This is a genomic window from Lysinibacillus sp. NPDC098008, from assembly GCF_044760715.1.
GTDB lineage: Bacteria > Bacillota > Bacilli > Bacillales_A > Planococcaceae > Lysinibacillus.
Genome location: NZ_JBIWBA010000015.1, coordinates 69327 through 93642, shown reverse-complemented (window position 1 = coordinate 93642; position 24316 = coordinate 69327). Strand labels below are relative to the sequence as shown.

At 38.8% G+C, this 24316-nt stretch carries 23 protein-coding genes and 1 pseudogene; 15 read left to right on the top strand and 9 right to left on the bottom strand.

The annotated features are described in order from the left end of the window. The first annotated feature begins 8 nt into the window (after nt 1-8). The 3 genes from preA (at nt 9) to ACIQVU_RS13485 (ending at nt 3117) form a co-directional block, all read left to right on the top strand. Entirely contained in the window at nt 9-1271 is a 1263-nt protein-coding gene (gene preA / locus ACIQVU_RS13495; protein ID WP_402895962.1) for an NAD-dependent dihydropyrimidine dehydrogenase subunit PreA, read from the top strand. Between the two features lie 110 nt (nt 1272-1381). Continuing rightward, complete coding sequence (locus tag ACIQVU_RS13490; RefSeq protein ID WP_340805249.1) at nt 1382-2872, top strand: NCS1 family transporter; 1491 nt, start codon at nt 1382-1384, stop codon at nt 2870-2872. Nucleotides 2873-2907: 35 nt separating this feature from the next. After that, a complete protein-coding gene (locus ACIQVU_RS13485) occupies nt 2908-3117 on the top strand; it encodes a hypothetical protein (protein WP_340805250.1) in 210 nt (69 codons plus the stop codon). Nucleotides 3118-3193: 76 nt separating this feature from the next. On the opposite strand, the gene pgeF is transcribed toward ACIQVU_RS13485, so the two are convergent. Beyond that, complete coding sequence (gene pgeF / locus ACIQVU_RS13480; RefSeq protein ID WP_340805251.1) at nt 3194-3955, bottom strand: peptidoglycan editing factor PgeF; 762 nt, start codon at nt 3953-3955, stop codon at nt 3194-3196. A 146-nt stretch (nt 3956-4101) separates the two neighbouring features. On the opposite strand from pgeF, the gene ACIQVU_RS13475 reads away from it, so the two are divergent. From ACIQVU_RS13475 to ACIQVU_RS13465, 3 genes are all read left to right on the top strand, one after another. Further along, nucleotides 4102-4728, top strand: a complete 627-nt coding sequence (locus tag ACIQVU_RS13475) for a transmembrane-type terpene cyclase (RefSeq protein ID WP_402895959.1) — start codon at nt 4102-4104, stop codon at nt 4726-4728. Nucleotides 4729-4959: 231 nt separating this feature from the next. Beyond that, the gene (locus ACIQVU_RS13470) at nt 4960-5568 is read left to right on the top strand and encodes a CAP domain-containing protein (protein WP_340805253.1); all 609 of its coding nucleotides are present in this window, start codon (nt 4960-4962) and stop codon (nt 5566-5568) included. Nucleotides 5569-5827: 259 nt separating this feature from the next. Next, a complete protein-coding gene (locus tag ACIQVU_RS13465) occupies nt 5828-6796 on the top strand; it encodes a VanW family protein (protein WP_340805254.1) in 969 nt (322 codons plus the stop codon). A 15-nt stretch (nt 6797-6811) separates the two neighbouring features. Here ACIQVU_RS13465 and ACIQVU_RS13460 read toward each other — a convergent pair whose 3' ends face one another. The 3 genes from ACIQVU_RS13460 to ACIQVU_RS13450 are packed head-to-tail and all read right to left on the bottom strand — an operon-like array spanning nt 6812 to nt 9375. Further along, nucleotides 6812-7438 (bottom strand): HAD hydrolase-like protein, encoded by a 627-nt coding sequence (locus ACIQVU_RS13460; RefSeq protein WP_340805255.1) that lies wholly within the window; start codon nt 7436-7438, stop codon nt 6812-6814. Nucleotides 7439-7498: 60 nt separating this feature from the next. After that, nucleotides 7499-8269 carry a YibE/F family protein gene (locus ACIQVU_RS13455; RefSeq protein ID WP_340805256.1) on the bottom strand — a complete coding sequence of 257 codons (771 nt, stop codon included), beginning with the start codon at nt 8267-8269 and terminating at the stop codon, nt 7499-7501. After that, nucleotides 8266-9375 (bottom strand): YibE/F family protein, encoded by a 1110-nt coding sequence (locus tag ACIQVU_RS13450; protein WP_340805257.1) that lies wholly within the window; start codon nt 9373-9375, stop codon nt 8266-8268. The genes ACIQVU_RS13455 and ACIQVU_RS13450 overlap by 4 nt, the downstream gene beginning before the upstream one ends. A 194-nt stretch (nt 9376-9569) precedes the next feature. Here ACIQVU_RS13450 and ACIQVU_RS13445 point away from each other — a divergent pair, with 194 nt between their 5' ends. From ACIQVU_RS13445 to ACIQVU_RS13425, 5 genes and pseudogenes are all read left to right on the top strand, one after another. Further along, nucleotides 9570-11006: a spore germination protein gene (locus tag ACIQVU_RS13445; protein ID WP_402895956.1), complete on the top strand. Its 1437-nt coding sequence runs from the start codon at nt 9570-9572 to the stop codon at nt 11004-11006. Between the two features lie 206 nt (nt 11007-11212). Next, nucleotides 11213-12520 (top strand): GHKL domain-containing protein, encoded by a 1308-nt coding sequence (locus tag ACIQVU_RS13440; protein ID WP_340805258.1) that lies wholly within the window; start codon nt 11213-11215, stop codon nt 12518-12520. Between the two features lie 87 nt (nt 12521-12607). Continuing rightward, a complete protein-coding gene (locus tag ACIQVU_RS13435; RefSeq protein ID WP_340805259.1) occupies nt 12608-12832 on the top strand; it encodes a DUF2829 domain-containing protein in 225 nt (74 codons plus the stop codon). 52 nt (nt 12833-12884) lie between these two features. Further along, nucleotides 12885-13632 (top strand): annotated as a pseudogene (locus ACIQVU_RS13430) (3-oxoacyl-ACP reductase). 151 nt (nt 13633-13783) lie between these two features. Beyond that, complete coding sequence (locus ACIQVU_RS13425; RefSeq protein ID WP_340805261.1) at nt 13784-14293, top strand: QueT transporter family protein; 510 nt, start codon at nt 13784-13786, stop codon at nt 14291-14293. A 39-nt stretch (nt 14294-14332) separates the two neighbouring features. Here ACIQVU_RS13425 and ACIQVU_RS13420 read toward each other — a convergent pair whose 3' ends face one another. Next, nucleotides 14333-14770, bottom strand: a complete 438-nt coding sequence (locus tag ACIQVU_RS13420; RefSeq protein WP_340805262.1) for a MarR family winged helix-turn-helix transcriptional regulator — start codon at nt 14768-14770, stop codon at nt 14333-14335. A 119-nt stretch (nt 14771-14889) separates the two neighbouring features. On the opposite strand from ACIQVU_RS13420, the gene ACIQVU_RS13415 reads away from it, so the two are divergent. Then, on the top strand, nt 14890-15477 hold the full coding sequence (locus ACIQVU_RS13415; protein WP_340808552.1) for an NAD(P)H-dependent oxidoreductase: 588 nt from the start codon (nt 14890-14892) through the stop codon (nt 15475-15477). Between the two features lie 18 nt (nt 15478-15495). Here the strand turns inward: ACIQVU_RS13415 and ACIQVU_RS13410 are convergent, their stop codons facing one another. The 4 genes from ACIQVU_RS13410 to ACIQVU_RS13395 all read right to left on the bottom strand — a co-directional run bounded on the left by ACIQVU_RS13410 (nt 15496) and on the right by ACIQVU_RS13395 (nt 20858). Continuing rightward, nucleotides 15496-16572 carry a sensor histidine kinase gene (locus ACIQVU_RS13410; RefSeq protein WP_340805263.1) on the bottom strand — a complete coding sequence of 359 codons (1077 nt, stop codon included), beginning with the start codon at nt 16570-16572 and terminating at the stop codon, nt 15496-15498. Then, nucleotides 16569-17246 (bottom strand): response regulator transcription factor, encoded by a 678-nt coding sequence (locus ACIQVU_RS13405; protein ID WP_402895952.1) that lies wholly within the window; start codon nt 17244-17246, stop codon nt 16569-16571. Before ACIQVU_RS13405 ends, ACIQVU_RS13410 begins: the two co-directional genes overlap by 4 nt. 14 nt (nt 17247-17260) lie before the next feature. Continuing rightward, the gene (locus tag ACIQVU_RS13400) at nt 17261-19018 is read right to left on the bottom strand and encodes an ABC transporter ATP-binding protein (RefSeq protein ID WP_340805264.1); all 1758 of its coding nucleotides are present in this window, start codon (nt 19016-19018) and stop codon (nt 17261-17263) included. A gap of 139 nt (nt 19019-19157) precedes the next feature. After that, nucleotides 19158-20858 carry a multicopper oxidase family protein gene (locus tag ACIQVU_RS13395; protein ID WP_340805265.1) on the bottom strand — a complete coding sequence of 567 codons (1701 nt, stop codon included), beginning with the start codon at nt 20856-20858 and terminating at the stop codon, nt 19158-19160. Between the two features lie 371 nt (nt 20859-21229). Between ACIQVU_RS13395 and ACIQVU_RS13390 the strand changes: the two genes are divergently transcribed. From ACIQVU_RS13390 to asnS, 3 genes are read left to right on the top strand one after another with little or no spacing between them, the layout of a single operon-like run. Continuing rightward, complete coding sequence (locus ACIQVU_RS13390; protein ID WP_340805266.1) at nt 21230-21712, top strand: cell wall elongation regulator TseB-like domain-containing protein; 483 nt, start codon at nt 21230-21232, stop codon at nt 21710-21712. A gap of 16 nt (nt 21713-21728) precedes the next feature. Further along, nucleotides 21729-22922, top strand: coding sequence for a pyridoxal phosphate-dependent aminotransferase (locus tag ACIQVU_RS13385; protein ID WP_402895949.1), 1194 nt, complete (start codon nt 21729-21731; stop codon nt 22920-22922). A gap of 28 nt (nt 22923-22950) precedes the next feature. Next, nucleotides 22951-24246, top strand: a complete 1296-nt coding sequence (asnS, locus tag ACIQVU_RS13380; protein ID WP_402895947.1) for an asparagine--tRNA ligase — start codon at nt 22951-22953, stop codon at nt 24244-24246. Nucleotides 24247-24316 lie beyond the last annotated feature (70 nt).

Below are 24316 nucleotides of genomic sequence, written 5' to 3'. Positions count from 1 at the left end.
GAGCTTACATGGCAGACTTACACATTAATTTAGCGGGCATCCAATCGCCGAATCCATTTTGGCTAGCATCCGCACCACCAACCAATTCAGGTTATCAGGTGCAACGGGCATTTGAAGCAGGCTGGGGTGGTGCTGTATGGAAAACATTAGGGGAGCCGATTTTAAATGTTTCCTCACGCTTTGCTGCTGTTAGCTATAATGGTCAGCGTGTTGCAGGCTTCAACAATATTGAACTTATTACAGACCGTCCGTTAGAAGTAAATTTACAAGAAATTTATGACACGAAAAAGAAATTTCCGAATCACGCGATTATTGCCTCGCTAATGGTGGAGCCAAAGCAGGAAAAGTGGCATGAAATTGTAAAGCGTGTAGAAGATGTGGGGGTGGATGGTCTTGAGCTTAACTTTGGTTGTCCACATGGGATGGCAGAACGAGGAATGGGTTCTGCCTCTGGTCAAGTCCCTGAATTGGTGGAAAAACAAACGTACTGGGTAAAGGAAGTGGCACGTACACCTGTTATTGTCAAGCTAACGCCAAACATTACGGATATTACAGTAACGGCGGAAGCGGCAACAAGAGGCGGAGCAGATGCAGTTAGTATGATTAATACCATTAATAGTTTAGCAGGTGTCGATTTAGAATCATGGAATACAGTGCCACATGTGGCAGGTAAAGGAGCACATGGCGGCTATTGCGGCCCTGCTGTTAAACCAATTGCGCTCAATATGGTGGCAGAATGTGCGCGTAATCCATTGGTCAATGTACCGATTTCAGGTATTGGAGGCATCTCAAGCTGGCAGGATGCAGCAGAGTTTATTTTAATGGGCGCAACAGGCGTGCAGGTATGTACAGCGGCAATGCATCATGGCTTCAGCATTGTCGAGGATATGATTGACGGGTTAAATAATTATTTAGATGATAAAGGCTTAGCATCGGTTATGGACTTGGTTGGTCGCTCTGTGCCAAGGTATTCGAACTGGGGCGATTTAGACTTAAATTATAAAATTGTTGCAGAAATTAATAATGATATTTGTATTAATTGTAATAAATGTCATATTGCCTGTGAGGATACATCACATCAATGTATTGATTTATATACAGAGAATGGGCGTCCAATGCTAAAGGTGCGTGAGGAGGATTGTGTCGGCTGTAATTTATGCTCCATTGTCTGTCCAGTGGATGGTGCGATTACAATGGTTGAACGTCCATCAACGATTCCAGCGATGACGTGGAATGAACGCCAAGCACTGCTAAGCAGTCTAGCAAAATAAAGACGCTTAACTAAAATCGAAATTCCACCTTCCCTCAGCGATTGCGATGGGGGAAGGCATAGCTTCATTGTAAGTTGTCACGGAAATCCACATAAAAGGAGAGAAACTTTATGGAACGTGAAGGGAATTATTTAAAATCCCCAGATTTGCTTCCAGTGACACATCAACAAAGAAATATTGGAACATTTGGTTTTGCGGTAATTTGGGTAGGTATGGCAATTGTGTTAGCTGCCTTTGCCATTGGCGGCTCAGCCATTATCAATCTATCCTTGCCAATGGTGATTTTAGCGACGCTAGTAGGGTCTTGCTTAATCGGTATTTTTATGACATTAATTGGCGATATAGGCATTGAGCATGGTTTATCCTTCCCTGTCTATATGCGTGCCCCATTTGGTATATTTGGTACGCATATCCCTTCACTTGTGCGTGGGGTTACGGCTGCCTGTTGGTTTGGACTCAACACTTATTTTGGGGCATTAGCCATTAACGGTATTTTAAATCTATTATTTAGCTTTGATAATTGGTTTATTTGTTTCCTTGTTTTTGCAACACTTCAGCTTTTTAATACATCACTAGGCATTAAATCGATTGAACGCTTTGCAGATTTAGCCGCACCGATTATTATTTTAATTTCTTGCTGGATGTACTATACACTTGCAGATACAGCAGCAGCGCAAGGTAAAAATGTTTGGACGTGGGTGGAAGCTCCAACAACAGGCTTAGCTGCTTTTACGGCATTTATGGTAGTAGTGATGGCAAATATGGGCTTTTGGGCAACATTAGCAGCAGATATGCCATCATTATCGCGCTTCTTTAAAGCACCGAAAAATGAGCGTAATTGGTTTAAGCGCAATAAAACACAGCTTGTGGGCTCATTAATTGTGATGCCCATTACCAATACATTTATTGTGACAATTGGGGCGATTTGCTATATGGCTGTAGCATCCGCTGACCCTATTAATGCTTTACAGCAAAGTGCAAGCGGCTTTATTTTAGGTATTTTATTGTTGATGATTGTATTAGCGCAATGGTCCACAAATACCTCTGCAAATGTTGTGCCAGCCGCCACGATTTTCTCCAATATTGGCGGGCCAAAAGTACCGTTCTGGGTAGGCGTAGTCATTGCTGGGCTAATCGGTATTTTAGCACAGCCATGGAGCTTATTTGATGTAATGGTCAATGTATTACTCATTATTGGTGGAATCTTAACCGCAATTGTTGGTATTTTATTTGCTGATTATTATTTAATTCGCAAACGTCGTGTATATGTGAAAGACCTTTATGAACTAGAGGGGCAATTTAAGTATTATAAGGGCTTTAATTTCGCTGGTTTAATTGCGTGGGTGATTGGTGGTGCTATCGCCAATATTTTCTCAACCTATTCTGCATTAGTAGGGTTTGTTGTTGGTGCATTTGTCTATTATCTTTTAGCAAAATATTGGTGGTTTAAAAAATACCCACAAGCTGAGCTAGTGGAGCCGAGTGATGCTAAATATTTAGGCATTACAGTTGGACGTAATTTAGATGAATTATTTGGCTCACAGGAACCAGAGGAGGCTGTACTGCCAGAGCAACCAGACCCTTTGTTAGAAATAAAATGATCAGGAAAATTTAAAAGAAGGTGAGAGGATGGCGCATGTCCGAATTCCAACAAAGTACCGAAGAAATCCAAAAAATAGATCAGTATTTGGATAAGGGCTATAAAATTAACTATGTCTATGAAAATTTAAGCGGAATGTTTGTGGAATTTACACGTCAAAAAGAGGCTATATTACTACAAATTTTAACAGCAGATGCACGCAAATATTTCGCTGCCAAATTACAGGAGCAGACATTATTACAATAATTGTAAACGCTATTCCATTTGTTGCCTAAATGGAATAGCGTTTTCGTCTTATGGTATATTAAGCACTTTGCTCGCTTTACCCTTTACGCATAATAAAGCTTAAATGCCTGCCTGCTTGCTTATCTTGACGATAGGAGAAGCCAGTGGGACTTAAAAATGTACATGTTGTATCAATATGGATTTGCGTAGCTGGAATGCCCGCAAGCTCACATTGCTTTTTGACGGTTTGTTGATTATCAATATGATATTTATTCGTATCAGCGTTGTAATACATAAAGTCCTCTGCATAGCCAAGCTGATGGAACTTTTCAAAGACATCCGCATCCACTTCAAACTTTTGCTGACTAAGTGCCATACCAATTTGCACATGGAAATCCTCTGGATGACAATGCTCTTCTGTCAGTAAATGTTGGAATAGCTTAGGCGTAATTTCCTTCACAGTTCCTTGCCAGCCCGAATGAATAACACCAACCAGCCCTGTAGCAGCATGATAAAACATAACAGGCACACAATCGGCTGTAAAGCTACATAATAAAATATGTGGCTCTAGTGTATAAAGCGCATCAGCATTTTTAATTGCGCTATCCATGTGGAGAGCACCACGCCCTTTATCAGCCGCTGTAACACGATGAAAGTTGGCACTATGTGTTTGTTCCGTACAGACAAAGTCCTGTAAATCACAATGTAGGGCAGTTGCTAGTTGTTGACGGTTTTCAATGATATTTTGAGTGTTATCACAAATATGCAATGCCATATTATTGTGCTCGTGCGCCATTATGTTCTTTAAGGTAGTACCTGCAATAAAGCGTTCATTATCTATATAAATTTTTGTTTTCATTTGCTCACCTCATTTTCCTATATAGGATGACTTACGAAATGCATAGGTTGCGTTTTGACGCACCTTCTTTCCCTTGCCTAGACATAATAAATCGCCTCCCTCACATATAGTATGGAGGAGTCATGTAGAGGGGGGAAATATAAACAGTGAATCAACTAAATATATTACTACTTTGCCAATTAGGTATGGGCCTTTTTTGGATTATTACATATCTATTGATTATTTATAAAGGATGGCAAGAGAAAAAATACGGTATGCCTATGGCTGCCATTTGTGCCAATATTTCATGGGAGTTTATCTTTGCTTTTCTCTATCCACAAAATGAACTACAGCGAGTTATTACGCTTATTTGGCTAGTATTAGACATCTTTATATTAATGCAATTTTTACGCTATGCGCCAAAAGAATACAAAAAAATTATTTCTAGCAAATTATTATATTTATCCTTTGTCATCACGTTGATTGCTAGCTTTTTCATTATTTTAGGTATTGTCCATGAGTTTCATGATTTTGAAGGGAAGTACGCAGCATTTTTCCAAAATCTTATGATGTCAGGATTATTTATTGCCTTATTGGTGCAAAGAGGGAATTTAGCTGGTCAATCGATGGGGATAGCTTTCTGTAAAATGATTGGTACGTTGTTCGCGTCAGTTGGCTTTTACCTTTACTTTAGAACACCATTGATTACCATTATCTCTATGGCAACCCTCTTTTATGATTGGCTCTATATTCTATTAATTTATCGATTACAGCATAAAAAATTGGCGAAATAGGCTTTTTTAAACATTCTTTTATTATGCAATTTATTAGTAATGTATCCCAATTACAAGAATGTTGCAACTTTATGACAAGGCTTATATTAAGGAATGGCGTTAGAACGGGCATCAGCATCTTATTCTTTACGTGTGTCATGCAATTGTAAAAATCCTTCCAAATATTTTGTGGTGATTATTGCTTTGTAACGCTTTACGATAATCATAGAGCAAACAGGAAGGATGGTAGATATGTTTAAAAAAATAAAAAAAGTAACACTCGCTTCAGTAGTAGCAGCTTCATTAGTCGTACCAGTAGCGGCAATGGCAGCCGAATCCTATACAGTGACACCGGGTGACACGCTGTGGAAAATTGCCTTAAAAACGGAAACGGGTGTACAGGAGCTAATTGATGCGAATCCACAGCTTGCCAATCCAAATCAAATCGAACCAGGGCAAAACATTCATATCCCTGTAAAGGAACAGGCAAGTGTTGAACAAGAGGTTGTTAAGCTTGTCAATGTGGAACGTGCCAAAGCAGGTCTTCCAGCATTACAAGAGGATTGGGAGCTATCAAGAGTAGCTAAATATAAATCTCAAGATATGCATGATAAAAAATATTTTGACCACACAAGCCCAACATATGGTACACCTTTTACCATGATGAAAAGCTTTGGCATTACGTATAAATCAGCTGGTGAAAATATTGCAAAAGGTCAACGTTCAGCACAAGAAGTCGTAACAGCTTGGATGAACAGTGATGGACATCGCGCCAATATCCTCAGCAAAAGCTACACGCATATCGGTGTAGGGTATGTACAGGATGGCAACTACTGGACACAAATGTTTATACAAAAATAATGATATGGAACTGTCCTGAACTTAGCGATGACTAAGGTCAGGACAGTTTTTTAGGATTGAAGTGTGAATGCTTGAGGTTAGGAAAGTAAAGCGTCAATAAGCTAGAGTATAAAGTGTAGTAAATCAAGCATTCTCTAATATCCCTAGGAGAATGTTTTTTTGTGCCAAAACAAATAAAAATACATCAAAAGCAACACACTATTAGCAATAGCCGAATAAGATGTTTCTGTAGTAAAACGATAAAGGTAGGTGTGAGCGGTTGACAAAGAAATGGATAGTTATCGCATGGATAATTTGTACAGCTGGATTGATAGGGTGTCAGGGAAAATCAGCAAACCCTAAAATACCTGAGAGTCAACAGCTAGAAGAGCCTGTAATCTATGAACCAGCACCACAAACCAATCCTGTTGTAGAAGTGGTTGATCCGACTACCAATACAATCATTGATACTATTTCACCACAAGCATTTGGCTATGATACAGATATGCAAGCCTATCAACAGCAAATTGCACAGCTAGCGCAAGATTTGGCAAGAGGAACAGCCACCACTGTGGGCTATGACCAGCATATGGTGCTTGATAAACTGGATGAGCAAGGGAAAATTATCAAGGGTAGACCGCATACAATTTTAAAAGAGCGTGAATTAGTGGAAAGCATACTAGCTGTTTCTGCAACAGGTGGGCAGGTAGAAATGCCACTTACGATTACTAAAAGTAGCTACTCTCTTGACGATATTCCTTATTTAGAGGATGTTGTTGTAGCAACTTATACGACTTATTTTAATCGTGCAGAGGTAGGCAGGAATAAAAATATTGAGCTTTCTGCCAAGGCCATTCATAACATAATTGTTGGCAGTGGCGATTATTTTTCCTTTAACCATATTGTAGGACCAAGAGATGAGGCAAATGGCTACCAGCCTGCACCAGAAATTATAAATAAGCAAATTGTGATGGGCATTGGTGGAGGGATTTGCCAAACATCCTCCACCTTATTTAATGCTGTAGATCAAATTCCAGTGAAATTGATTGAGCGTCATCACCATTCATTAAATATTGGCTATGTGCCAAGAGGAAGGGATGCCACTGTTGCCTATGGTAGCTTAGATTTTCGCTTTCAAAATATTAGCGATGCACCATTTTTAATCAAATCCATCTATGGAGATGATTTTCTAACGATTGAAATTCGAACAGCAGAAAAATATGTAGCCCTTGTTACAAAGCAGCAATAGTGTTTAAACATATAGTTATGCATTATCTATAATCGTTAAAATGTCCCGTGGTGCTGCAGCTTGATAATCGGGTGCTATATGTTGGATGGCTTCTTTTGCATCATAGCCCCATGCTACCCAAATAATCGGGATACCTGCTTTTTGACAGGCGATAATATCTCGTAGCTCATCGCCAATATAGAGTATATCAGATGATGGCATAGAGGCTGCTTTCAGAAACTTTTTCAATACTTTATCCTTGCCTGCAAAAGGGTTTGAGCAAAGCACCTCTGCTACACATTGAATACCGTTTATATTTAGAAATGCTAAAATCGTATCCTTTGCATGAGAGGAAATAATAACGATGTGATAGCCTTTTTGCTCAAGCTCCAGCAGCACCTCCTTTATGCCATCAAAAAGATGAATATGCTGTAATGATTGGTGATACAATTGATAAAATTGCGGTAAAATCACCGGTACTTTATGCAGAGGCAAGTTTAAAAATTTACTGCGCTCTGTAAGTGATAATTTTTTTAATACCGCAATATCTTTAAATTCAAGCTCTTTTAATTGATATTTTTGTGCAATTGTATTCCATGCTGTGATAAGAGCCTTTATAGAATTTGCCAGTGTTCCATCAAAGTCAAAAATCAGATACTTCATCGTCAACACTACTCCTTTATCAGCTAATTGTATGCGAAGAAAGGCTACATCGTATAGGCACTATGCTTGGATTTTTGCCCTTGTTCTTACTAAATAATAGGCATTGATAAAGGAAGCAATAGGGATAATTAATGCAATACCAATCCCTGCACAAACAATTGTCAGCATTTCGGCACTAAACACTTTGGAATTAATAATTTCGCCAATTGAATAGGAAAGGTCTTTAAACCAAATTAATAAGCTTAAATAGCCACCAAAGAAAGCGAAAAATAACGTATTCGTATCAGTTCCTAAAATATCTCTTCCAATGCTTAGACCAGCTGTAAATAGCGATTTTCGACTAATTGCAGGATTGCGATGAAAAATTTCATGCATGGAAGAAGCAATGGAAATAGCTACATCCATAATTGCTCCAATGGTACTCATAATAATAACAGACGCCCCAATTTGCACAAAGTTGACCCCGATATATAAGGAAAAAATACTGATTTCCTCCGTGGATTCCTCACTAAAGCCCTGAATCATTGATTTCTTCGTAACGAACGTAATAAAAAGCAATAAAATAACAATGGTCACCATTGTAGCAATAAAGGCTGTAATGGTTTTGCTGCTTGTTTTATTAATATAAAATAGGCTAATCCAGCTAATAATGGTGCAGGCAATAAACGTTAAAATAACAGGGCTATTTTTAGGATTTGTCATTAAAAAAATTGTAATAAAGAGCACCCCAAAATTTAAAAATAATGATAGGAAGGAACGCAGCCCTTGCTTGCCACCTATCACGATCATTAAAAGACATAAAATAATGGCTAATAAAACAATAACATTCATCCTTCAACCTTCTTTCGATTAATGAAAAATATAGCAATATACTGGCTAATCGGAATCGTTAAAACAACACCGATACCACCTGCTAAGGCACGCGCTAGCTCTAACGAAAGATTTAAGGAAAGTGTAAGTCCTAATGGATAGGAATTTTTTAAATACAGAATAATCATTGGAATGGAGCCACACAGATAAGCAAAAAATAAAATACTTGTAATAGTACCCATAATATCCTTGCCGATTTCCTGCCCTGAAGCTTTTAAAGCCTGCACAGAAATTGTAGGGTCTTGCTCATATAAAGCAAAGATGGAGGATGTCATTGTAATGGATACATCCATCACTGCGCCAAGTGAGCCAATAAATAATCCCGCCATAAAAACGGTGTGATAAGGGCGTGTTAAAAACTGCATTTCCTCATAGCGAAGTCCATTTTCACCCGTTAGCCACATTACGATAGAGCTAATAACAAGGGCAATCGCTGTACCAAGCAATGTTGAAATAATTGCCGCATATGTTTTTGTATGAAAGCCACTAATAAGCAGCAATGAAATCATTGTAAATAAAATCGCACAAATGCCACTAATCAATAATAAGCTTATATGACCATGCTTCACATAAAGGTCTAAAGCAAACGATAAAACAAGTACATTCATCACTAAACTAATAATGGCAAATAAACCTTGCCTTTTGCCAATAATTAATAAGGCGAAAATAAAAATCCAAGCAATGATCACAATTGTTTGATCCCGCTTTACATCTATAATCGTTCCAGTTAGCTCGTTTTGCGTTGTTTGAGCATTAATGGCAACAAAAATTTTGTGACCAACATGATATTGCTGGTCAAAAGCACCTGATGAGGAATATTCATTGGTTAGGTGAATTTGTTGCCCCTTCTGCTGCCCGTTTTTAATAACGGCTGTAAGATGCTGTGTAAATAAATTATCATTATTCTCATACATATCTGTTGTTGGCTCGGATGCTGTCGCCTCTGCTTTTATGACCTCTGCAATGGGACGCTTATAAAATTGCTCATTGTGATGCACAAAAATAATCGAAGCGATACAGCAAAGTGCTAATAAGCCATAGCATGCTGTTTTTTTGAAAATTTGCAAATGAATCACCCCCAATTATTATACAGAAAGAGAAGCGAAAGTGACGGATAGACCTCCAAAATAAACGGATAGCGCACCCAAATCATCTGCATATTTTTTATCACCATGGAGAAAATATGCGTAAGTGTATTTATAATTTTAATAAATGTGCTAATCTTGAGCTGGCTCAGTGGGAGATGAGAAGTATTTCAACAATGGAATTAAATATAAAAATATTGAAATCACTATTTCAACGCTCTGCTGATGTACAATTTCAACAGTATCAATTTCAGCAATATACGGTACATTTTATAACATGTGATGCCATGGTTAATGAACAAATGCTACAGGCAGTTGTTGTTCAGCGGGTTCAGGCCTTATTAGAGGACATCTCTGATGAAGCGTTGGAGGAGCAAATTGAGCAGTATTTATATATTCCTTCTTTGCAAAAGGTGGTAACAAAGGAGGAGGCTATTACAAAGGTTTATAGAGGTCATGTGCTAATATATATTGAAGAGGTTCAATTGCTTTATGCAAGTGATATTGCGCAAAAGCCTAATCGAGAGCCTGGTGAAACAACGCTGGAGCTTGTGATGAAAGGACCTAGGGATGATTTTATTGAAGATGTTTTTATTAATATCGCTTTATTAAGAAAACGGCTACCAACAAACTCCTTTAGTGTTGATACATTAGAAATTGGTAAGCGCTCGAAAACAACCGTAGCTGTTCTTTATATGGATGATATTGTCAATAAAAATATGTTAGAGCGTATAAAGGTACAGCTTCAAAAGGTTGATTCAGATATTGTGATAAATGGTGACCTTTTGATGGAGGTGATTGAAGAAACAGGTAAGGTTTTGCCTCGGCATGATTATACGGCTCGCCCTGATTCAGCCATTCAGTCATTAATTCGAGGAAGAATTTTAGTTATGGTTGATGGCGTTTCTTATGCTATTATTACACCTGCCAATATTATGTTGCTTTTTAAATCAGGTGAGGATAATGAATATCCAATAATTGTTAGCTCAATGGAACGCTTGCTTCGGATTGTAGGCGTGTTAATTAGTATGCTGCTGCCAGGATTTTGGCTTGCACTGACAACATATCATCAAGAGCAGCTACCATTCCTGTTATTAGCAACAATTGTAGAATCAAGAACAGGGCTACCGTTTCCAACCATTCTAGAAATATTAATGATGCTCTTTATGTTTGAGCTATTTCGAGAGGCCAATTTACGTTTGCCAAGTGCCATTAGCGGCTCTGTCAGCGTAGTGGGCGGATTAATTATTGGGGATGCTGCCATTAAAGCAGGTGTCACAAGCCCTTCCATGATTGTGGTCATTGCCATTTCAAGTATTGCTGCCTTTACACTCGTGAACCAATCCTTTGTGACAGCTATGAGTATTTTTCGCTTAATTATTATTATTGCGGCTGCTTTTTTTGGCTTATTTGGCTTTTTTATTTCCGTATTTTTCATCCTATTATATACAGCAAATATGCGTGTTCTAGGTGTACCATATATTAACTTTAGTGCAGATTTTGAAAAGGGCAATATTCGAAAATCTTTATTGCGCTTAACACCAAAAGGCTATAGCAGACGACCAGCCTTTTTAAAGCCTGAGGATGGAACACGTACTACCATTAAAAAATAATGGGACTGTCGTGAAGAGCTTCTCGACAGTCCCATTGCTATTCAGCTTGATTACAACTTCATTTTTCATATTTTATAAAATAAAAATTGATTTTATAGCTTAATTTATGTAGGATATACAAGCAATGTTTGCTTACAAATGAAAAATAAAGTTAATTATCTTTGAATTTTTGTTAATTTCTAGAAGATGAGGAAGTTCCGCTTTTTATGAAAAATCGAAAAATAAAACTAATTTTAATACTATCAGCAATGTTATTATGCCTGTTTACAAGCTTAAATATTATTATATCCTATGTAAAAATAAAAAAGACTGTTGAGGAGTCTATTACGAATCAAAGCTTAGAAGCTGCTATTTCTATTGCTTCTTCTATTGATACAGATACATATAAGGAATTTTTAGAGGACCCCCAAAAAAATGATTATTATTGGGAAATAAGAAGCTACTTAAATGATGCAAGAGTAAAAATAGGCGCTTTATTTGTGTATACAATTAAGGTGGATAATCCAGAAGTGTCAAAGGCAATGATTATGGGGATGCCAAGAGATGCTACACAGAATTTTGATATTGGTGAAATTTGTACGGTGCCTGCTAGTGAAGTTCGTAAAGCTTATTATGGTGAAACCTATGTAACAAAGATTATTGATGATGTTGTACATGGTTCTTATGTTTCCGTTGGTGCACCCATTAAAGATGAGGTAGGCGAAATTGTCGGTTATCTTGGCATTGATATTAGTGCAGATATGTTAAATGGTATTAAAGGAAAAATTATAAAAGATAATATTTTTATGTTGATTTTCAATGGTGTCTTAATTTTAGTGGTGATTGCTTCCTTTTTATTGCTACAAAGATGGTATCAAAAAGAGGTGGCAAAGGAAGTCGGTGCTACAGAGGATACATACCAAGCTGAAATTAAAACATTAATTGCTTCCGTATCATCGTTACGCCATGATTTTACAAATCATATTCAAGTGTTACACGGACTGCTGCAATTAGAAAAAACAGAGCAGGCAAAGCAATATTTATGCTCATTATCGAAAGATGTACAAGCCATTAAGTCTTTGCAATTAAATATAGATCATCCAGGTTTATCAATTTTATTGCAAACGAAAAAATTAACAGCTCAAAATCATAATATTGATATGGAATTTACCATTGCTGAAAATGCCTTTCCTAACATTAAAACAACGGATTTAATTAAAATTTTATCGAATTTAATTGATAATGCGATTGAGGCAGCTACTGAATTGCCAGAGGATCAGCGTAAAATTATAATTTGCTGTAAAGCGGATGACAGCTACTATGAATTTAGTGTAACAAATACAGGGCCGAATATTGAAGATGCCAATTATATATTTGACCAAGGCTTCTCTACAAAAAAACAAGAGAATGGAAGAATTAGAGGGCAGGGCTTATTTATTGTGAAGGAAACGATTCAAAAATATAACGGTCAGATTGTTTTCGATTCATCCAAATATCATGAAACAACAGTTATTGTTAAAATTCCAGTGAAATAAGAGCTACACAGATGGAACTGGTAATGGTATCCTAAGGAATATTATCTTGTAGTAGCAGGCTAAAAAACTATATAAAGGATGAAATGTATGACATTTGAAGAGATATTACCACGCTTAAAGGCAGGCCAAAAGGTGATTCGTGAAGGCTGGGGTGGCGCTGAGCTCTATGTAAAGCTTGTTGGTCAAGGCGAGCATGATGGCGAAATATTGAACCCTTATTTTTTAATTAATGTACGAGGTGAGGGCTATACAATGTTTACGCCTACTGTGTGTGACATATTAGCAGAAGATTGGGGCATTGTAGAATTATGATGAAAGAAGTCATCTCGTAGTGGGATGGCTTCTTTCTATAAGGAGCTATTATATGAAGTTTGAAGAATATAACAATAAAACAGTATTTATTACGGGAGCAGCCTCGGGTATTGGCTATGCTCAGGCTGCTGCATTTTTAGAAAACGGGGCAAATGTATTTGGCTTTGATGTAGAGGAGCGAGGACTAATCGATTTACAGCAACAATATCCTGAGCGCTTTGCCTACAAGGTAGGAAGTGTTTGTGAGCATAAGGCTGTGGAGCAGGCGTATGTAGCAGCAATATTGAGATTTCAACAAATTGATATTTTATGTAATACGGCGGGTATTTTAGATGGCTTTGCCAAAACGCTTGAAACAGATGAGACGCTATGGGATAACGTTATGAATACCAATGTCAAGGGAACATTTTTTGTGACAAATATGCTATTACCACATATGGTGGAGCGTGGCGCTGGTACAATTGTTAATATGGCCTCCATTGCGGGGCTTGTTGCGGGTGGCGGTGGAGCAGCCTATACAGCTTCCAAGCATGCCATTGTTGGCTATACAAAGCAGCTAGATTTAGATTATTGTCGCATGGGAATTCGTGCAAATGCAATTGCGCCAGGAGCCATTCAAACGCCGATGAATCAGGCGGACTTTGAAGGGGATGGCGAAATGGGTAGCCGACGAAACGCCAGCAGGCCGCTGGGCGCAGCCTTATGAGGTCGCAAATTTAACGCTATTTCTAGCAAGCTCAGCCGCAGATTATATTCATGGAGCAGTGCTACCAATCGATGGAGGCTGGCTCATAAAATAGTCTTGTTCACTGCGATAGTCCTTTGCTATAATACGCACGTAAGCAAAAATTCGCTTGCACTACGGCACTTCAGATAGGGCAATTTGCTCTCTTCCTTTGGTCGTAGTTATTACTAAAATAGCGATGTGCTATTTTACAAAGGAGAATAAAATTGAATACATCGATTGTAAAAGAGTCAGGTCGTATTTCTGTAAGTGAGCTTACAAAAACGGCACTTGTTGCAGCTTTATACGTAGCTGTAACGGTTTTATTGTCAGTTATTAGCTTTGGCGCTGTTCAGCTACGATTGTCAGAGATGTTTAATTATCTGGCATTGTACAATAAGCGTTATGTTGTGGCGGTCACATTAGGCGTTATACTTGCCAATTTTATGTCGCCAACATGGATATTGGATGTCCCTATTGGGGGCATTGCGACCTTTCTTGTGTTAATTCTTTGCAGACGCGTAACAAAGCATATGACAAACGATATTGGAAAAATGGTGGTAACCGCATTGATTTTTGCTGTATCAATGTTTACGGTTGCTGGACAATTAACGATTTTGTATGACCTTCCTTTTTGGGCGACATGGTTGACTGTAGGAATTGGAGAATTATTGTCCATGACTGTTGGTGGACTAACGATTTATTTATTAAATAAAAAAATTGATTTATCAAAATAAAATTTCAGGCGAGCCGCCATATTAGGAGGCTCGTCTTTTTTAATCATAGTGCTGAAAGACCTTTTGCTCAAGCGTATGCAGAGCATGCTGAATATCCTTTATATCCTCTGGCGTTGCATGCTGTATAAGCTGTAAAAAGCGTTCTTCGATACAGGCAAAGGCTTGCGCCATCATTTGTTCACCATCCTTGGACAAGCGAATATAGTGCTTTCTTCGATCCTCTGTGTCACTAAATTTTTCAATAAGCTGTCTTTCCTGTAATTTGCGTAGTTCACGGCTTGTGTTTGGTAAGGACATATGCTGGCATTCGCTAATGTCTGTGGGAGTTACAGGCTGACTAACCTTAATATATTCAAGAATTTTATATTGAAGCGGTGTAATATTAGCGACCGTTATATGCTGTGTAAGCTTCTGTGTAACTTGATGGAGAGTTGCTGTAAACGTTATAAACTGATGAAATAATGCGCTTTTATCCAATTGAATCACCTCTTACTGTCAAGATAGCAAAAAACTTATCTTAAAACAATTATCATTTGACAACTAAAATACAGCAGATTATGATATTGTTATCAAATGATAAGCAATGGGGGATTATGATGAATACATTAATTGTTTATACATATCCAAATCATCAAAGCTTAAATTATGCTTTTTTACAGGAGGTGATAAAGGGCTGTCGTGAAAATCCTGCTATTGAGGAGCTTCAAATACTTGATTTATACCAAGAGGAATTCGACCCACGTTTAATTTTCCATGAGCAGCAACGACGTCGAGATATGTATCGGGAGCCGAAAATGGAAAAATATCGTCAGCAGCTTTTATGGGCAGATCAAATTGTCTTTGTTTATCCAATTTGGTGGGGAAGACCCCCAGCAATGCTATTAGGATATATCGATCAATTATTTGCAGCGAATTTTGCCTATCGGGATACAAAGGGGCTATTTCCAGAAGGGCTTTTGACAGGAAAGTCTGTTGTCTGTGTATCGACAATGAAGGGACCGACGCATTATCCATTTATTTGGCTGCATAATGCTCATAAAATATTAATGAAAAGAGCGCTCTTTAACTTTGTTGGCATTAAGAAAGTAAAGTTTTTTGAGTTTGGTCATATGGAAAGTAAAAAGGGAAGGCAGCAGCACAAGCTTCAGAAAATATATCAATATTTTAAAAAAGTAGCTTACTAGCAAAAACTCGTGCAAACGTTATTGATCGTTTGCACGAGCCTGAATAGTATCAATCGGCAATGTTACTGTAAAGATTGTATACGCAGCAAGCTTGCTGTTTACCGTAATTGTGCCATGATGCATATCAATAATTTTTTTAACAATGGCTAAGCCTAAGCCACTGCCACCATTTGCGGCTGTTCGTGCTTGCTCAGCCTTATAAAAGCGTTCGAAAATATGCAATTGCTGTTCCTCTGTTAGACCAATGCCTGTATCTTGTATACGAACAGTGAGTGTGTCGTGCTGCTGTGCGAGCGCTACTGTAATTATGCCTTTAGCGGGTGTAAATTTAATGCTATTTGTCAGTAGGTTCATCCATACTTGGTTCATTAAATCCTCATCTGCTGTAATACTGATGGGGTCAAGTTGAAGGTCAAAGTCTAGCTGCTTTGCCAGCCAGTTTGGTTCAAGGGCTAGTATCACATGGCGTAATTGTTTATCGAGTCGGTAGTGCCTTGCCTCAAATGGATGGTGCTGTGATTCTAAAGATGTTAGTTTTAGTAAATTTTCACTAATTCTTGATAGACGATAACTTTCCATTTCGATAATCTCTAAGTAATGCTGACGCTTGTCCGCAGGTAAATTAATATTTTTTAAGGCTTTGGCAAAGCCGTTAATAGATGTTAAAGGTGACTGAATTTCATGGGAAACATTTGAAATAAATTCCTGACGCATTCTTTCCAGCTCACCTAATTCAACAGCCATATGGTTAATGCCATGGATTAATTGTCCAAATTGGTCTTCTTCATCTGCCTTTAGGTCTAGCTGTATATTGAAATCGCCCTTTGCCATGCGACTTAATGCATCCACAATCGTATCCCAGTAGTTACGTTGTCGGTTCAAGCCAATTAAAAAGATAATAGCCGCTGAACAGGCAAAGAGCAGAAATACACCAATTACGGTTGTTAGTTGCAGCCAAAAACCATGAGGCGCTATCTCTAAGCGTCCATATAGCCATGTGGTTGCATAATAGGAAATAGCAGCAAAGACAGTATTCGCAATAAGAAACAGGCAAAAAGTGATGATCAATCTTACAAAGAGTCTTCGTTTTCTCATGTCACGAATTCCAAACGATAGCCAAGACCACGAATCGTCCGAATAACAAAGCCGCTACTCTCCTGTGGAAAGCGTTCACGAATTCTTTTAATATGGACATCGACTGTACGCTCATCACCCTCATAATCATAGCCCCAAATTTCTTCAATTAGCTGCTCGCGTGAAAATGTTTTGCCAGCATAGCTTGCCAGTGTAAATAACAGCTCAAACTCCTTTAAGCGCAGTATAATGATTTCGCCATTGACATGAGCTTCATATGTCTGACGATTAAGCTTAATATTGCCAGCTTCAATAATTTGTGATAGGGAAATATGGTATCGTTTTAAAATGGACTTTACACGTACAATAAGCTCGGCTGGTTCAAATGGCTTGACAAGATAATCATCTGTCCCTAGATGGAAGCCTTTGACCTTTTGTGCGGTTTCGCCTTTCGCTGTTAGCATCAGGATGGGTAGCTCTGTATGGAATGAACGGATTTCCTCGCACAATGTCCAGCCATCCATATTAGGCATCATAATATCCATAATGACCATATCGACTTTTTCAGAGGCTAATGTGGACAGTGCATCCACACCGTCTGTTGCCTCTATCACCTCTAGCCCTTCATTTTGTAGAAAGACTTTGACTAATTCTCGAATATGCGCATCATCATCCACTACAAGTAGTTTTGTCATGGCAACAAATCCCTTCATGATTCCTCTTTAATACGTAATTGCTGCTTGGCAAACTCACGATACATCGCATGTGTTTTAAATAGCGTATCATGTGTACCGCAGCCTGTAATATGTCCTTTTTCAACAAATAGTATTTGATCGGCATCTACCACTGTTGATAGGCGGTGTGCAATTACTAATGTTGTGCGACCTTGCATTAAATTATCTAATGCCTTTTGTACATAAATTTCTGATTTACTGTCTAAGCTTGAGGTTGCTTCATCCAGCATTAATATTTGCGGGTCACGCAGCAGGGCTCTAGCTATTGAAATACGTTGACGCTGTCCTCCAGATAGCTTAATGCCTCGTTCCCCAACCTCTGTATCGAATTGCTGTGGCAGCTCATAAATAAATTGGTCCGCATAAGCCATTTTTGCCACGCTTTCCAGCTCTTCATCAGATACATCGCGTTCAATTCCGTAGCAAATATTGTCACGAATTGTTCCTGAGAGCAATGCACTTTCCTGAGCGACATAGCCAATTTGACTGCGCCAAGAGTGGAGTGAAAAGGCTTCAATTGGCGTATCTCCTAGCGTGATACTGCCGCCAGTTGGCTGATAGTAGCGCTCTAATAGAGAAAAGGTAGTTGTTTTACCACCGCCACTTGGCCCTACAATAGCCGTCACCTTGCCTGGCTCAATGGTGAAGTTAATATCGGATAAAATCGGTTCTTCACCATAAGAAAAATCAATGCTTTTTAAATGAATAGGTTGATCCACCTTTTCTAATGTTAAGCCATCGTGGATATGCTCTTCTTCATGCTCCAGCAATGTGCTAATACGCTCTGTAGCTCCCATTGCTTTTTGAAGCTGTGTAAAGAACATCGTTAATTGCGTCATTGGCATAATAATTTGGATTAAATATAAAATAAATGCCACCATATCACCAGCAGTTAGTTCACCAGAGGAAACACGTACACCGCCATAGCCAATAATGGCAACAAGCACGGACATTAAGACAAGGGAAATTAATGGTGAAATTAACGCATGAATTTTTGCCTCTTTTAAACCAAATGTAAAAAGGGTTGTAATGCCTTTTTTTCCACGCTCATATTCGACATGTTCAGCATTAGAAGCCTTTACTAAACGTGTTTCAGGTAAAACCTGATTTAATATCGCTGTAAATTTCGCAGTTTCATCCTGCATCCCCTTAGAAATCACAAACATGCGTTTACCAAGCAGCATTAAAATAATCATTGCCAGCGGTACAGCAATCAGCATGACTAATGTCATTTTCCAATCTAAAATTAACAGAATAATAATGGAACCAACAATGGAAATCACGCCTGATAAACAGTTTGCTAAATGCTCAGTAATCAGCTCTTTGACAACGGCTGTGTCGTTGGTTACACGGCTTAATGTTTCACCTGTATCATGTTCATCGTAATAGGGGATGGGTAAATGCAGTAGCTTGCGCCAAAGCTGATCGCGTAATTTCGCTACAACATGATGCCCAACTCGATTCAAATAATAAATGGATAATCCACTTGCAATCGCTTGTGCAATAAAGGCAATACCAAGTAAAACGATTTGCCAATAATTAAGGGATGCTAATGAAAAGCCATCCACCAATTGTTTTGTAAATAACGGTACGACAAAGCCAACGCCCGTTGTTGCTAAACTCATTACTAAAGCGATAATAAGTAACCAAATCGGAGGCTCCGCTTGTTTCACTAACTGGATAAAGCGTCGCCAGTCTTGTTTTTTTGTTGTTGTTTGTGCTATCTCTTGCAAAGAAATATGCCTCCTTTATACGCTTAATTGCTACGGCTTTTACTATAACACGACTCTATGAACTGAATATGAAATGGTAAACAATGCTCAACATAAAAAGCTATTGAGCGAATATGAATCAGCTCAATAGCACTATTGATTATATTGCTGTATGGGATGGTAGGAAAAGCAGGGGGCTATGCTGTGTATTATTGCCGATATGAAGAGCTATTGCCTCTTGTGTCGTTTCTTCTTTGACTGGATGATGAGCAATCATTTCTTGCTGTGCTACAGGTTGTGTGATGGCTGCATGTGGCTGCTGCACGGCATGCATATCCTTGATCACAAGAATTGGACGCATCATATCATGATCTTCATGCTCAAGGAAGTGACAATGCCACATATAATGACCGCTAAAATCCTTCCAATGCATAATAATTTTGGTGACTTTGCTGGCATCAGCTTTCACGGTATCTTTCCAGCCAAGCTCATAATCACGTGGTGCTTCAGGCGGCCCTGTAAAAACTAGCCTTCCTTCATTTTCATAGAGCTCCACATCAAAGGGTCTACGCTCTAAAATTTTAAATTGCACAAGATGGAGATGTATTGGGTGGACAAAGGGTGTGGTATTAATAAAGCTCCATATTTCAATACTATCTAAGGCTGGCTTTTCTGTGACAGGGTCATGATACATATGATTGCCTAATAGTAGCATTGGTCGCCCAAATTCATCGGTTGTTGCAGTTAATGGCAATTGCCGATCAATATGCGCATGATGCGGATGTAAATCCATTGCCATAGCGAGCCGCTCTGGAATTTCACTAGTATCTTCGCCCTTTAAAGGCACAGTTACTCGAAACTGCATAATAACATTTGTATGCTCATCACTAAAATCTGTATCGGTATTCAGCAAAGTAATAGCCTGCCCCTCACAGCCTGAAAAATCAATAATAATATCTGTACGTTCAGCAGGCAGCAGCTCCACAGCTTGAATATCCTGTGGTGTAGCTAAAAAGCCGCCATCTGTGCCAATTTGAATCATTGGCTGGTCATTTGACAGGCTAAGTATATAGCCTCTGCGATTGGAACCATTGAGCAAGCGAAAGCGATATTTACGTGGCTCCACATTAAGATAGGGCCATAGCTTGCCATTCACAACAATGGTATTGCCGACAAAGCCAGGTGTAATGGATGGATGAACATCTACAGGGAATGGTGGCTCATCTGGATAAAATAATGAGCCATCTTCATGAAAGGATTTATCTTGAATTAATATAGGATATTCGTAGTCGCCACACGGCAGATGACAGCGTTGTTCTAGCGCATCTCTTACTAAATAAAAGCCTGCTAAACCTGCATAGACATTTAAACGTGTTAATGCCATTGCGTGGTCATGATACCATAGTGTAGCAGCAGGCTGATGATTGGTATATTCATGGATTTCCTTGTTAAATTTTGGACCTGTTTGACGGTAATCTCTTGTATACCATGCCTCTGGGTGTCCATCACTTTCCCAATCGACTTTGGCGCCGTGTAAATGTGTAACCGTTCTTACTTCTGGTGAATCACTGGCAGCATGTAGTGAAAAATCGACTGGCAAAAAGTGCTGTAAAGGTAGTTGATTTTTATATTTTACATAGGTTGTTTGATCTTTTATAGCTTCAATCGTTGGTCCTGGATAAAGCCCATTATAGCCCCAAATCATTGAGAGTGGAAAATCCTTATGAAAACGATGCTCTCCCGCCATCATTACTAACTCATAATAATTATATTTTTTAGGCTTCGCGACAATAGGCTTAGGTAGTTCATCGACGAATTTGGGAATTGTTGCTGGGTCAGCAGGATTAATAGGTGTACTCAAAACATCACATCCCTTATTAAAAATAGCTAATTATTCCATCATATGGGTAAAGATAATAGAACATCGGGACAAAAATGGAGAAGCGCATAAAAATTACCACTAATAAGAAACTTTTTGATTAAAAAAGAGATCCTATAAAAGTAAGTAGGGCACTTGTATGAATGATCAGGAAAACTAGTAATATCATATTTTAGCAACATAAAATTAAGAAACACGACAGCACAAAATTGTTGTATAATATTGTGGTATGAGGAAAGAAAGCAGGTTGACAAAATGAAAAGCAAAATGAATGGTACCGTAGCTGTGAATACATACAAACAGCAACTATATGCTATGCAAAATCAGCTTGATAGGAAACATAAGGTGACTGTATGAAAAACTGGTTGATTTTCATTTCTGTCTTTATTGTTTCATTGTCACTTGTCATTAGCGTTTTAGTACTCTGGAAAGCCGAGGCTCCATTTCGTTCAATTGAAGAACAGGCTGAACAGCTGGCAATCGATGCCAAAGCTCTTGCAGCTGTATCGGAGTCCTACACATATAATGGCAAACATTCGTATGTTACCGTGTTCGGGGTAGACGAATATGGTGATAAAAAAGCTGTCTTTGTCCCAACGAATCTGGACGAGGATTCTATTCAGGAAGTGTTATTAGAAGATGGTATTACGGAAAAGCAAGCATTATCGGTTTTTAAAAATGAAGGAAATGTACAAAAAGTCCTCCACATGAAATTAGGCTATGAGGAGCCTGGGGCAGTTTGGGAAATTACCTATCTAAACGACCATGACCAGCTTAACTATGTCTATATTCTGTTTAAGGATGGCAACTGGTGGAAACGTATAACGAATTTATAAGAGGAGTAGATTCTGAATGAAAAATGTATTAGCAAATCGTGTAAAAACTTTAACACCATCTTCAACATTAGCCATTACTGCAAAAGCAAAAGCATTGAAAGAACAAGGGATTGATGTAATCGGTTTAGGAGCTGGTGAACCAGACTTTAATACACCTCAAAATATTTTACATGCAGCCACTGCATCAATGGAAAAGGGTTATACAAAATATACACCTGCTGGCGGACTTCCCGTTTTAAAACAAGCTATTATTGATAAGCTTCAACGTGATAACAGCCTTGCCTATCAGCCAAATGAAGTAATTATTGGTGTTGGGGCAAAGCATATTTTATACACACTATTCCAAGTGATTTTAAATGATGGCGACGAAGTCATTATTCCGATCCCTTACTGGGTATCCTATCCTGAACAAGTAAAGCTAGCAGGTGGTGTACCTGTATATGTAGAGAGCACAGGTGAACAAGGCTATAAAATTACAGCTGACCAACTACGTGCGGCAATCACAGAGAAAACAAAGGCGGTTATTATCAATTCACCTAGCAACCCATCAGGTATGATTTATTCTCGTGAGGAGCTAGCAGAACTTGCTGCTGTCGCAGAAGAAAAAGATATTTTAATCGTGTCAGATGAAATTTATGAGAAGCTTGTATACAATGGTATTGAGCATTTTTCAATTGCACAGCTCTCTGATGCAGTGAAAGCACGTACAATCGTTGTAAATGGTGTGGCAAAATCCCACTCTATGACAGGCTGGCGTATTGGCTATGCGGCAGGAGATGCAACTATTATTAAAGCAATGACTGACCTTGCATCCCACTCGACATCTAATGCGACAACAACAGCACAATATGCAACTGTGGAGGCGTATAATGGTCCACAAGACGCAGTAGAGGAAATGCGTCAAGCGTTTGAATCACGTCTTGAAAAAATTTATCCGCAGTTAAGCGCAATTCCTGGCTTCCAAGTGTTAAAGCCACAGGGTGCATTCTACTTATTCCCAGACGTAGCAGAAGCTATGGCACACACTGGTTACGATTCAGTAGATGCATTCGCTGCGGATATTTTAACAGAGGCGAACGTAGCAGTGGTTCCGGGCTCTGGCTTTGGCACACCAACTACAATGCGATTATCCTATGCTACATCTTTAGAATTATTAGAAGAGGCAGTCCGTCGTATTGATGCATTTGTAAAATCAAAATGGCAAGACTAATCCTTCTAATCGACTTTGGAGGATTTCTATGAAGAAAATTATGATTAAAGATATGCCACAGCATATCGGTGAAACAGTTAAAATTGGCGCTTGGCTGGCGAATAAACGCTCAAGCGGGAAAATTGCCTTCTTACAGCTACGCGATGGCTCTGGCTTTGTGCAGGGTGTTGTCGTAAAAGAAGAGGTAGGCGAGGACATTTTTGCAACAGCAAAGGGTATGACGCAAGAAACGTCCATGTATATTACAGGCGAAGTAAAAGCGGATGAGCGCTCAAGCTTTGGCTGTGAGCTTGCTGTAACAGGGATTGAGGTGCTACACGAAGCAACAGATTTCCCAATTACACCAAAAGAGCATGGTCCTGAATTTTTAATGGACAACCGTCATTTATGGCTACGTTCCCGTAAACAGCATGCCATTATGAAAATCCGCAATGAAATTATTCGTGCGACATACGAATTTTTCAATAACAACGGCTTTACAAAAATGGATCCACCAATTTTAACAGGCTCAGCACCTGAAGGGACATCTGAGCTGTTCCATACAAAATATTTTGATGAGGATGCATACCTTTCTCAATCGGGGCAGCTTTATATGGAAGCGGCTGCGATGGCATTAGGCAAAGTATTTTCATTTGGCCCAACATTCCGTGCCGAAAAATCAAAAACACGCCGTCATTTAATTGAGTTTTGGATGATTGAGCCTGAAATGGCATTTGTGGAATTTGAAGAAAATTTAGAAGTGCAAGAGCAATATGTCGAGCATATCGTACAAGCTGTGCTAAAAAACTGCAAGTTAGATTTAGAGCGACTTGGTCGTGATACATCGACGCTTGAAAATATTAAAGCGCCATTCCCTCGTATTTCTTATGATGATGCGATTAAGCTATTACATGAACAAGGCTTTGATGATATTGAATGGGGCGATGATTTTGGTGCACCGCATGAAACAGCGATTGCTAATACATTTGATAAGCCAGTATTCATTACATGCTATCCAGTAGGCATTAAGCCATTCTATATGCAGCCACACCCAGAGCGTGATGATGTTGTACTATGTGCTGATTTAATTGCACCAGAGGGCTACGGTGAAATTATTGGTGGCTCTGAGCGTATCCATGATTATGATTTATTAAAATCTCGTCTAGAGGAGCATCATCTATCATTAGATGCGTATGCATGGTATTTAGAGCTTCGTAAACATGGCTCTGTACCGCATTCAGGCTTTGGTCTTGGGCTAGAGCGTACAGTGGCATGGATTTCAGGCACAGAGCATATTCGTGAAACGATTCCATTCCCACGTTTATTAAATCGCTTATACCCATAAGCTAATCAATTTAAAAGTCGCGTAGTGGACAATCTACGCGGCTTTTCTACTTACTTAAAGAAGGAGTCTA